At 61.8% G+C, this 11,495-nt stretch carries 8 protein-coding genes, 2 tRNA genes and 2 rRNA genes (1 of these 12 only partly in view); 8 read left to right on the top strand and 4 right to left on the bottom strand.

All coding sequences use genetic code 11. The features are described 5' to 3' along the window. Window positions 1-6: 6 nt before the first annotated feature. Entirely contained in the window at window positions 7-849 is an 843-nt protein-coding gene (locus METLW3_RS0104395) for a folate-binding protein YgfZ (RefSeq protein WP_024878764.1), read from the top strand. Window positions 850-1,014: 165 nt separating this feature from the next. Here METLW3_RS0104395 and METLW3_RS0104390 read toward each other — a convergent pair whose 3' ends face one another. After that, window positions 1,015-1,602, bottom strand: coding sequence for a hypothetical protein (locus METLW3_RS0104390; RefSeq protein WP_024878763.1), 588 nt, complete (start codon window positions 1,600-1,602; stop codon window positions 1,015-1,017). Window positions 1,603-1,778: 176 nt separating this feature from the next. On the opposite strand from METLW3_RS0104390, the gene sppA reads away from it, so the two are divergent. From sppA to METLW3_RS0104350, 7 genes are all read left to right on the top strand, one after another. After that, a complete protein-coding gene (sppA, locus tag METLW3_RS0104380) occupies window positions 1,779-2,753 on the top strand; it encodes a signal peptide peptidase SppA (RefSeq protein WP_024878762.1) in 975 nt (324 codons plus the stop codon). A 43-nt stretch (window positions 2,754-2,796) separates the two neighbouring features. Beyond that, the gene (ihfB, locus tag METLW3_RS0104375; protein ID WP_018264144.1) at window positions 2,797-3,084 is read left to right on the top strand and encodes an integration host factor subunit beta; all 288 of its coding nucleotides are present in this window, start codon (window positions 2,797-2,799) and stop codon (window positions 3,082-3,084) included. A gap of 36 nt (window positions 3,085-3,120) precedes the next feature. After that, complete coding sequence (locus tag METLW3_RS0104370; RefSeq protein WP_024878761.1) at window positions 3,121-3,471, top strand: LapA family protein; 351 nt, start codon at window positions 3,121-3,123, stop codon at window positions 3,469-3,471. An 83-nt stretch (window positions 3,472-3,554) separates the two neighbouring features. Further along, window positions 3,555-3,630 (top strand) — tRNA-Thr (locus METLW3_RS0104365). 98 nt (window positions 3,631-3,728) lie between these two features. Continuing rightward, entirely contained in the window at window positions 3,729-3,920 is a 192-nt protein-coding gene (locus METLW3_RS28080) for a hypothetical protein (protein WP_157096023.1), read from the top strand. A gap of 285 nt (window positions 3,921-4,205) precedes the next feature. After that, window positions 4,206-6,521: a DUF1549 and DUF1553 domain-containing protein gene (locus tag METLW3_RS0104355; RefSeq protein WP_024878760.1), complete on the top strand. Its 2,316-nt coding sequence runs from the start codon at window positions 4,206-4,208 to the stop codon at window positions 6,519-6,521. Window positions 6,522-6,559: 38 nt separating this feature from the next. Continuing rightward, on the top strand, window positions 6,560-8,008 hold the full coding sequence (locus METLW3_RS0104350) for a DUF1501 domain-containing protein (RefSeq protein WP_198022743.1): 1,449 nt from the start codon (window positions 6,560-6,562) through the stop codon (window positions 8,006-8,008). A gap of 520 nt (window positions 8,009-8,528) precedes the next feature. Here METLW3_RS0104350 and METLW3_RS0104345 read toward each other — a convergent pair. The 3 genes from METLW3_RS0104345 to METLW3_RS0104335 all read right to left on the bottom strand — a co-directional run. Then, a tRNA-Met gene (locus tag METLW3_RS0104345) sits at window positions 8,529-8,605 on the bottom strand. Between the two features lie 140 nt (window positions 8,606-8,745). Further along, window positions 8,746-8,860, bottom strand: a 5S ribosomal RNA gene (gene rrf, locus METLW3_RS0104340). Between the two features lie 84 nt (window positions 8,861-8,944). Next, a 23S ribosomal RNA gene (locus METLW3_RS0104335) occupies window positions 8,945-11,495 on the bottom strand (it continues 303 nt past the right edge of the window).

Raw genomic sequence — 11,495 nt, 5'->3', positions numbered from 1 at the left:
CGGACAATGACCAGCGCCACACTTCTCTCGGATCGAGGCGTCGTCGAGGTCGCAGGCCCCGACGCCGCCAAATATCTGCACGGCATTCTCACGCAGAATGTGAAGACCATCGAGGCCGGCGAGCTGCGCTTTGCGGCGCTGCTCACGCCGCAAGGCAAGATCATCGTCGATTTCTTCATCTTCGCCCGCGCCGGCGAGGAAGGGCTCGTGCTGCTGCTCGATTGCGCGTCCAATATGGTGGAGACGCTGCTCGACCGTCTGAAATTCTACAAGCTGCGCGCCGCCGTGACGATCACCGACCGCAGCGCCGATTACGCCAGCGTCGCCTTCCCGGAGGCGACCGCCAAGCCGGCGATCGACGCCATCGCCCTCGCGGCGGACCCCCGCGCGGAAAGCCTCGGCTGGCGCGGCCTCGTGACGCGCGAGATCGCCGGAACGCTCGCCACCGCGCCGCGCGACGCCTATGACGCCAAGCGCATCGCCGCCGCCGCGCCCGAGGGCGGCCTCGATTTCGTCTATGGCGACGCCTTCCCCCATGAGGCGAATATGGATCGCCTCGCCGGCGTCGATTTCAAGAAAGGCTGCTTCCTCGGCCAGGAGGTGGTCTCGCGCATGAAGCATCGCGGGCCGGTGAGGAAGCGCGTCGCCACTTTCCACGCCGAGGGCGCGGCCCCGGCGCCGGGCACGACGATCAAGGCCGGCGAGGTGGAAATCGGCGTCACCGGCTCGGCCGTCGGCGGCGAAGGTCTGGCGCTGATCCGTCTCGACCGGCTGGCCGACGCCAAGGCCGGCGGCTCCACGCCGCTCGCCAATGGCGTGCCGCTGGAATTCACTGTGGTGGAAGGCTGAGCGGCGACAGGGGCGCATCCACCCTCCCCTTCAAGGGGAGGGTCGGCCGGCGATAAGCCGGACGGGGTGGGGTTCACGCGAAAGACTCGGGGCGCGTCACCCCCTCCCGATCGCCTTCGGCGCTCTACCTCCCCCTCGAGGGGGAGGTAGAAACGCCCGCGGCCGTCAGGCGGCCTGTCGCTTCTTCAGCGCGACATAGCCGAAGCGTCCGCCGACGCCCGCGACCAGCAGGCCGAAAAAGACGTAGGCATAGAGTTCCGTATTGTCGATCAGCCCCACGGTGAAATGGTGGCGGCCGACGAACGCCTTCGCGCCATCGTCGCTCGACAGCCGGGCGTAGAGCGCATATTTGCCCGCCGTCTGAATATTGACGTCGAAATTGACCATGCCATTGCGAAACTTCTGCAATGGCAGGCGCAGCACAGTGTCGCTCTCGGCCGGCTCGCCGTCGCCGTCGATATCGCGGACGACGCGAATATCCCAATTCATCTCGCGCAATTCTGCGTCCGGAGCGTCCAGCGCGATCACCGTCGCGCCTGTGTCGGGAAGCACGTCGCAGACGCGATCTATGTTCTTCTTGGGCTGCATGGCGACGAATTTCATCGCCTTGCCGGCCCCGAGCGCCACGGGGCACTCGGGATCATAATAATGCCAACCGGCCGCCTTCGCCGCAGGGGCGGAAAGAGCGGCGCCGACGAGGGCGAGCGCGACAGCGAGACGCGAACAAAGGCGAGGCGAGACCAATTTCCCCATGCTCCCCGAGGCTTCCGATCTGCGGCGAAACTGCAATTTTTTATGCGATTTTGCAATTCGAACGATAGAGCGGCGCGAATGCGCGCGGCCGATTCCCTCCCGGCGATTCCCTCGCGGCGCGAAACAGGCTAGTCTCGCGCCTGTCGCGCCCTTTTCTGACGAGCCCGAGCCCCGGCATGTCGCTTCCCAATGAATATCTGATCGATCGTCGCCGCCTTCGCCGCAAGCTCGGCTATTGGCGCGTTCTGGCCGTGATCGCCGTCGCCCTCGCCGGCCTCGCGGCCTTTGCGCGATTCGGCGAGGGCGGGCCGAGCCCGGCCGCCAAGCTGTCGCCCCATATCGCCCGCCTGTCGATCAGCGGCCTCATCACTGGCGACAAGGCGACGCTCGATCTCATCAAATCGATCGGCGAATCACATGCGAGCGCCGTGCTGCTGAATATCGACAGCCCCGGCGGCACCACGACCGGCTCCGAGAAGCTCCATGACGAGCTGCGCCGCCTCGCCGAGAAAAAGCCCATGGTCGCCGTCGTCGGGACGCTCGCCGCCTCCGGCGCCTATATCGCCGCCATCGCCTCCGACGAGATTTTCGCGCAAGGCAATTCGATCGTCGGCTCGATCGGCGTGCTGTTCCAATTCCCCAATGTCTCGCGCCTGCTCGACACGGTGGGCGTGAAGGTGGAGGAGGTGAAATCCTCCCCGCTGAAGGCCGCGCCCAATGGGCTGGAGCCGACCAGCGACGCCGCGCGCGAGGCCATCGCCGCGCTCGTCACCGATTCCTACGACTGGTTCAAGCAGCTGGTGAAGGACCGCCGCAAGCTCACCGACGAGGAGCTCGCCAAGGTCTCGGACGGCCGCGTCTTCACCGGCCGCCAGAGCCTGCCGCTGAAGCTCATCGACAAGCTCGGCGGCGAGCGCGAGGCGATCGAATGGCTGGAAGCCAATAAGGGCGTCGCCAAGAAGCTGCCGGTGCGCGACTGGAAAGAAAAGAGCACGCTGGAAAAGCTCGGCCTCGTCGATTCGATGGCGTCCATGTCGCGGACGCTGGGACTTTCGGCCTTCGCCGACGCGCTGGAGCGCGCCGGCCTTCTCGCGCAGCAGGGGCTGCTTGACGGTATGGTTGCGATTTGGCACGCTCCCATGCCCGATTGAGGCTCCGATCGATGCGGTCACGTCGGTAGAACTGGAACGTCGCATGATCAAATCCGAACTCATCCAAAGAATTGCCGCCCGCAATGGACATCTCTATCAGCGCGACGTCGAGACGATCGTCAGCACGATTCTCGACGAGATCACACTGGCGCTCGCGCGCGGCGACCGGGTCGAGCTGCGCGGCTTCGGCGCCTTTTCCGTGAAACGGCGAGAGGCCCGAACGGGTCGCAATCCGCGCACCGGCGAGCAAGTCTCGGTGGAGGAGAAATCCGTGCCCTTCTTCAAGACGGGCAAGGAAATGCGCGAGCGGCTGAACGACGCCCACGGCTGACCTTCGATAGGGCAGCGGACGAAGTAGGAAGGTGACATGAGATCGGTTCTGCGCATTCTCGTCTTTGTTCCGCTGGCGCTGGTGTTCTTATATTTCGCGGTGGCGAATCGCGGGCCGGTGAAGATTTTCCTGGACCCGTTTCCGGGCGCGGGCGAGAGCGGGCCGTCTTTCGAGGCGCCGCTCTATCTCGTGGTTCTGGCGGCGATCGCGCTGGGCGTGCTGGCGGGCGGCCTGTCGTCCTGGGTGGCGCATGGCCGCTATCGCCGCGCCGCCAAGGCCGCGCGCGCCGACGCCAAAAAGGCCCGTTCCGAGGCGGATCAGCTGCGCGGCCAGGCGCTGGCGAGCCTTTCGCCCGCCCCTAACCGCTCTTCGCGCAACGACCTTTGACGAACAAGCCCGAGGCGCTTGAAAAACCCATTCGGCGCCGCTAAGAGGAACGCCTCGGACGAGCCACGGCCCGTCCAGGGAATGCCGCAATAGCTCAGCTGGTAGAGCACATCATTCGTAATGATGGGGTCGGGGGTTCGAATCCCTCTTGCGGCACCAATATTTCCAGGCTTCGAGCCTCGCGCCATCCCCTCGAAAATACCTGTCCCGGCCCGAGAGCCCCGTGATAGCCGGCTCAGGCGCGTCGCGGACCTCCCTTGATCGAGAAGATCGTCGCGATCGCCGTCGAATCGACGCCGTCATTATCGCGTGATTCGGGAATCCGTGGTCGTCGCGCGTCCCCGGCCTGCCGCACACTGGTCGAGATCGGAGGATTTTCTCTGTCGCATCCTGCTCCAGGCGATCACGCGCGCAGCTCATCACCGGCGGCTGTCGAGCGAGAGGGATGACATCGCCTCCGAAGCGCGCTCACACCTCGATCGAGATGACGACGCATCGGCCGCAGACAGAAGACACCCGTGCTTTCCGGTGGGTTTTATAGGAGCTTATCGACGAGGCTATTTTGACAGTCACGTAATTGCACATTTTTGATATTCAGCGCTTGTTAAAAACATATCATCCTAGTAGGAATATGTATCCGGCCAATCGAGGGCTCGATCCCCTCGCCGGCCGTTGGTCCGAGGCGTCTGTCGGGACCACATCGCCGAGACGAATTGCCGTTGGGGGTGACGAGGATGAAAAAACCACTGAAGCATGTGTTGTTGGCGCTGATGCTCGGCGCGTCCACGGCGACGATCGCCATCGCGGCGGATGTCGCGCCTGCGGCGGGTCCGGCGCGTTCGAGCGGCGCGTCGCGTCCGCATTGGGCCTATCAGCCCGTGCAGCGTCCGGCGATCCCGGAGGTGGAACGCAAAGCATGGGTGCGCTCGCCGATCGACGCTTTCCTCCTCGCGAAGATCGAAGCGGCGAAGCTCTCCCCGTCGCAGGACGCAGACCGCACGGCTTTCATTCGCCGCGCAACGCTGGACGTCTCGGGCCTCATTCCCGAACCAGAGGATGTCGCCGCTTTCGTCAACGACGCCTCGCCCGACGCTTATGAGAAGCTCATCGATCGATTGCTGGCCTCGCCGCGCTATGGCGAGCGGCAGGCGCGCCGCTGGCTCGATCTCGCGCGCTATGCGGATAGCGCGGGCTTTCAGAATGATGTGACGCGCCCCAATTTCTTCCGCTATCGCGATTACGTCGTCCAGTCCTTCAATGAGGACAAGCCCTATTCGCGCTTCATTCAGGAGCAGATCGCCGCGGACGAAATCGCACCCGGCGATCAGAAAGCGCTGGTCGCCACCGGCTTCCTGGCGAGCTACACCGATAACCCCAATGCGCGCGACCTCATCGGCCGCAAATATCAGATCACGACCGACATCACAGACACGATCGGAACGGCGATCCTCGGCACGACGGTCGGCTGCGCGCGCTGCCACAATCACAAGTCCGACAAGATCACGCAGAAAGATTATTTCTCGCTGCAGGCCTTTTTCGCCAATACGGCCTTCGACGAAAAAATCCCCGCCGCCAAGGGCGAGCAGGAGATCGCCTATGAGAAGGCGCTCGCCAAATACGAGACGGCGGCCAAGGATATTCTGGACAAGCAGAAGGCGATCATCGCGCAGATTCGCGACAAGGCCTCCAGCTTCTACAAGGAGCGCTACAATCCCGATGCGCGCGCCTCGCTCTTCAAGGCGAAATCCGAGTGGAACGCGCTCGACCGTTGGGTCAATTATCGGGCGGATGTCGTCACCGATCAGCCGGCGCTAGCCAATTATCTGCGCGACATCGCCAATGATGCGCAGAGCCCCGACCATACGCCGGAGGCGGTGGCGAAATGGGCCGAATATCAAAAGCTCACGGAAGAGCTGAAGAAATTCGAGAAGCTCAAGCCGACGCGCGGCGCGGACACATTCACCGCGGCGACCGAGCTCGGACATTCCGATGCTCCGCCCACTTACATATATTTCGGCGGCAATCACGAGCGTCCGCTCGACGAGGTGCAGCCGGCCTTCCCCGAGGCTTTCGCCAATGGCGAGACCCCTGCGATCACGCCGACGGCTGCCTCCTCCGGCCGCCGCACGGCGCTCGCCAATTGGCTCACCAGCCCGAGCAATCCCTTGACCGCGCGCGTTTTCGTGAATCGCGTCTGGAACGAATATTTCGGCAAGGGCATCGTCGGCACGGTCAGCGATTTCGGCAAGGCCGGCGACAAGCCGACCAATCCCGAGCTGCTCGACTATCTCGCCAATAGCTTCGTCGATGGCGGCTGGAGCATCAAAAAGCTGCACCGCGAGATTCTCTTGTCGAGCGCCTATCGGCAATCTTCCGCGCATCGTGACGATGTCGCCGCCGCCGATCCGGAGAATAAGCTGCTCGCCGTCTTCCCGCGCAAGCGACTCGACGCCGAGCAGATTCGCGATTCCTTCCTGCAGGCGTCCGGCCGTCTCGAGGGAGCGATCGGCGGTCCCGCGGTGTATCCGCCGCTGCCGGCCAATCTCAATGTCGGCCCGGCTTGGGAGGCGTCCAATGATCCGCACGAGATCAATCGGCGCAGCCTCTATATTTTCGCGCGGCGGAGCGTTCCCTATCCGCTGCTCGAGACCTTCGACCTCAACAATCCACAGCAGGCGCACAGCAAGCGCGACGTCACCACGACGCCGCTGCAAGCGCTGACGCTCGTCAATAATGATCTCGTCTTCCAATGGTCGCAGGCGCTCGCCGGCCGCGTCATTCGCGAGGCCGGCGCCGACGAGGGCGCGCGCTTGGAACGGCTCTATCAGATCCTGTTCTCACGCAGCCCCGACGCATACGAGAAATCGCTGCTCCAGGCCTTTCTCGACGAGCATGAGAAGCTCATCGGAGCCAAGCCCTCCGACGGCAAATTCTCGATCGCCGTGCCGACCGGAAAAGACGTGAGCACGACCAATCCGATCCGCGCGTCCGCCTTCGTCGACCTCGTGCATACGGTCGCGAATTCCAATGAGTTCATCTACCGCTTCTGACAATCGCATCGATCATCTGGAAGAAAAGGAACGTCATCATGAGCAAGACGCGTCGAGAATGGCTGTTCAACGCCGGGTATGGCCTCGGCGGTGTGGCGCTGAACGGCTTCATGCCGGGCGGCGGCGTGTTCTCGGTTCCGCTCGCCCAGGCGGCGGCGACCTTCGTCGATCCACTGACGAAGAAGGCTCCGCATTTCGCTCCCAAGGTGAAATCGGTCATCTGGTTGCATATGGACGGCGCGCCGAGCACGCTCGATCTCTATGACTATAAGCCCGAGCTGGTGCGCCTCGCCGGCCAGGAGGTTCCCGAGTCCTTCCTGAAAGGGCTCCAGGTCACCACCTCCGGCGGCGCCGGCAAGCTCTTCGCCTCCAAGCGCACATGGAAGCAATATGGCCAGAGCGGCGCGTGGTTCTCGGACCTGCTGCCCAACCTCGCGCAGCACGCCGACAAGATCACCTTCGTCAAGTCTAGCGTCACTGTCGGCGCGACGCATGACATATCGATCCTGAAGCTCAACACCGGCGACGTCACGCCCGGCCGCCCGTCGCTCGGCGCCTGGATCACCTATGCGCTCGGCTCCGCCAATCCCGATCTGCCGCCCTATGTCGTGCTCTATAGCGGCAAGCGCGAGCCGCGCGGCGGCTCGGTGAATTGGAGCTCCGGCTTCCTGCCGGCGGTCTATCAGGGTACGGCCTTCCGTCCCGGCGCGTCGCCGATCCTCAATCTCGACAAGCCGGAGCTGATCGCCGCGGCTCAGCAGCGCGACAATCTCGATCTGCTGCGCAAGCTCAATGAGCACAAGTCCGGCGAGCAGCCGTCCGACACCGAGCTGCAGGCGCGCACGCGCTCCTATGAGCTCGCCTATCGCATGGAGACCTCGGCGCCGGAAGCCGTCGATCTCTCCAAGGAGACGGCGGCCACCAAGGCGCTCTATGGTCTCGATAATGACGCCACCAAGGACTACGGCACGGCGCTGCTGCGCGCGCGTCGTCTGGTCGAGCGCGGCGTGCGTTTCATCCAGGTCGTCTCCGGCCCCGTCGACGGCATCAGCGACGACAATAAGAACTGGGACGCGCATCGCAAGCTCGAGGAGAATCACGGCGCCAACACCCGGGCGATCGACAAGCCGATCGCCGGCCTGCTGGCCGATCTCGCGTCGCGCGGGCTGCTGGACGAGACGCTGATCGTTTGGACGTCGGAATTCGGCCGCACCTCCTATGGCCAGAGCGGCGACGGCCGCGATCATAACCCCTGGGGCTATACGCAGTGGCTCGCGGGCGGCGGCTTGAAGCACGGCCTCACCTATGGCGCGACCGATGAGATCGGCCTGAAGACCGTCGAGAATCCGGTCGACACCTATGATCTGCATGCGACCGTGCTGCAGCTGCTCGGCCTCGATCACCTGAAAACGGTCTATCTGCGCGCCGGCCGCGCCGAGCGTCCGACGGTGGTCTATGGCAAGGTAGTCGGCGATCTCCTCGCCTGACCATCGCCCTTCGACGGAAAAATGCGCCCGCCCCAGAACCAGGGGCGGGCGTCTTTGTTTCCCGCGTCAATGGCCCGCGTAAGAACGGCGCGAGTCGTGAGATACGGGGAACGCGTGGAAGTCTGTGGCGGCGGCACGTTCGATCGCTCAGGCGTCGACAACAGCGTTTCAATTTTTCGCTTTCATGAGAATTCGAAGCACATCAATGTCCGCTCGGCGAATTATCGAGGCAAGTGCTCACGATTCCGTCCGACCCTTCGGCCGAGCTCGCGCAATAACCCACGTGCCTCCGGCGCCGCCCCCCAGTGGCACGGCTTCAGCGGCCCTGTCCTTGAAACACGTGGCAAGCGCGACGCTGCTGCACTCGCGAGCGCAGCGACCTATTCGGACAGAGAAAGAGGAGGGGAGGACGCGATCGTCGGCAGACGAGAGGGAGGACGCCTCATGGCCACATCGAGCGCCGCAGCATTCGGCGGCGCGCTCGGGAAGGCGTGTTCGGCTTTGCTTATTTAGGAGTTCTTGGTTGCGGGGACAGGATTTGAACCTGTGACCTTCAGGTTATGAGCCTGACGAGCTACCGGGCTGCTCCACCCCGCGCCAAGGACGGCGGCCCTCTTGTGGGAGAGGGCTCGAAGACGAGAAAGGGGAGTAGCGAAAGGCGAATAGAAACCGTCTACTCGCTCTTCGCTACTCCCCGTTCGCACATCGTAGATAAGGAAACTTTTTGCCCTTTGCAGGCCTGGCGACGACCTACTCTCCCAGGTCTTGAGACATAGTACCATTGGCGCTGAAGCGTTTGACGGCCGAGTTCGGGATGGGATCGGGTCTGATCGCTCCGCCGAGGCCACCAGGCCGGCAAAGGGCAAGTTTTGAAGCAAACTGTGATTGGCCTTTCGATCGCGCCATCTTTGGGGAGATGGGCATGGATTAATGAGAACGATCAAGCCGATCGAGCTATTAGTACCGGTAAGCTCCGCGCGTCGCCGCGCTTCCACACCCGGCCTATCGACGTGGTCGTCTTCCACGGCTCTCGAGGGAGAACTCGTTTTGAGGTGGGTTTCCCGCTTAGATGCATTCAGCGGTTATCCCGTCCATACATAGCTACCCTGCACTGCGGCTGGCGCCACAACAGGTCCACCAGAGGTATGTTCATCCCGGTCCTCTCGTACTAGGGACAAATCCTCTCAATTCTCCGACACCCACGGCAGATAGGGACCGAACTGTCTCACGACGTTCTGAACCCAGCTCACGTACCACTTTAATCGGCGAACAGCCGAACCCTTGGGACCTTCTCCAGCCCCAGGATGTGATGAGCCGACATCGAGGTGCCAAACAACCCCGTCGATATGGACTCTTGGGGGTTATCAGCCTGTTATCCCCGGCGTACCTTTTATCCGTTGAGCGATGGCCCTTCCACGAGGGACCACCGGATCACTATGACCGACTTTCGTCTCTGCTCGACTTGTCTGTCTCGCAGTCAGGCAGGCTTATGCCATTGCACTCGACGAGCGATTTCCGACCGCTCTGAGCCCACCATCGCGCGCCTCCGTTACTCTTTGGGAGGCGACCGCCCCAGTCAAACTTCCTACCATGCACTGTCCCGGCCCCGGATGACGGAGCGCGGTTAGACATCCATGACGATAAGGGTGGTATTTCAAGGGTGGCTCCACACGAGCTGGCGCCCATGCTTCAACGCCTACCACCTATCCTACACATGCCGACACGAATGCCAGTGCAAAGTTACAGTAAAGGTGCACGGGGTCTTTCCGTCTGACCGCAGGAACCCCGCATCTTCACGGGGAATTCAATTTCACTGAGCTGACGCTGGAGACAGCGGGGAAGTCATTACGCCATTCGTGCAGGTCGGAACTTACCCGACAAGGAATTTCGCTACCTTAGGACCGTTATATTTACGGCCGCCGTTTACCGGGGCTTCAATTCAGAGCTTGCACTCCTCCTCTTAACCTTCCGGCACCGGGCAGGCGTCAGACCCTATACGTCATCTTGCGATTTCGCAGAGCCCTGTGTTTTTGGTAAACAGTTGCCACCCCCTGGTCTGTGCCCCTCCCGCCCGCTTGCGCGAACGGAAGGCCTCCTTATTCCGAAGTTACGGAGGTAAATTGCCGAGTTCCTTCAGCGTCATTCTCTCAAGCGCCTTGGTATACTCTACCTGTCCACCTGTGTCGGTTTCGGGTACGGTCTGATGCAGGGGCTATTTCCTGGCGCGGGTTCACCGCCCGGACAATCCAGTAAGTCCGAACGATTTACCCCACGCGTCACCACCTGCTGGCCCACGATTATTAACGTGGTTCCCATCGACTACGCCTTTCGGCCTCGCCTTAGGGGCCGGCTAACCCTGCGAAGATTAACTTTACGCAGGAACCCTTGGACTTTCGGCGACACTGTCTTTCACAGTGTTTCTCGTTACTCATGTCAGCATTCGCACTTCCGATACCTCCAGGATGCCTCACGGCTGTCCCTTCACGGGCTTACGGAACGCTCCGCTACCGCTCACCTTGCGGTGAGCCCAAAGCTTCGGCTCGTGGCTTGAGCCCCGGTACATCTTCGGCGCGGAAACCCTTATTTAGACCAGTGAGCTGTTACGCTTTCTTTAAAGGATGGCTGCTTCTAAGCCAACCTCCTGGTTGTTTTGGGATTTCTACATCCTTTCCCACTTAGCCACGAATTGGGGGCCTTAGCTGTTGGTCTGGGTTGTTTCCCTCTCCACAATGGACGTTAGCACCCACTGTGTGTCTCCCGCATACTACTTCCAGGTATTCGGAGTTTGGTTAGGTTTGGTAAGTCTGTGGGACCCCCTAGCCCATCCAGTGCTCTACCCCCTGGAGTATTCGTGCGAGGCGCTACCTAAATAGCTTTCGCGGAGAACCAGCTATTTCCGAGTTTGTTTGGCCTTTCACCCCTAACCACAAGTCATCCGAGTCTATTTCAACAGACACCGGTTCGGTCCTCCAGTGCATGTTACTGCACCTTCAACCTGCTCATGGCTAGATCACTCGGTTTCGGGTCTAAAGCAACGAACTGAACGCCCTGTTCAGACTCGCTTTCGCTGCGCCTACGCCTATCGGCTTAAGCTTGCTCGTTACTTTAAGTCGCTGACCCATTATACAAAAGGTACGCAGTCACCCAGGACGAACCTTGGGCTCCTACTGTTTGTAGGTATCCGGTTTCAGGAACTGTTTCACTCCCCTCGTCGGGGTGCTTTTCACCTTTCCCTCACGGTACTGGTTCACTATCGGTCGCTGAGGAGTACTTAGGCTTGGAGAGTGGTCTCCCCATCTTCAGACAGGATTGCACGTGTCCCGCCCTACTCATGTCTCATGTGCTTCGAAATCCATACGGGGCTATCACCCACTACGGCCCGACTTTCCAATCGGTTCTGATTAGAAACACACAAGAACTGGCCTGGTCCGCGTTCGCTCGCCACTACTAACGGAGTCTCGTTGATGTCCTTTCCTCCGGGTACTTA

Origin of the sequence: Methylosinus sp. LW3 (assembly GCF_000527115.1) — a bacterium.
Taxonomy (GTDB): Bacteria; Pseudomonadota; Alphaproteobacteria; order Rhizobiales; family Beijerinckiaceae; genus Methylosinus.
This window is presented reverse-complemented; position numbering and strand designations above follow the sequence as displayed.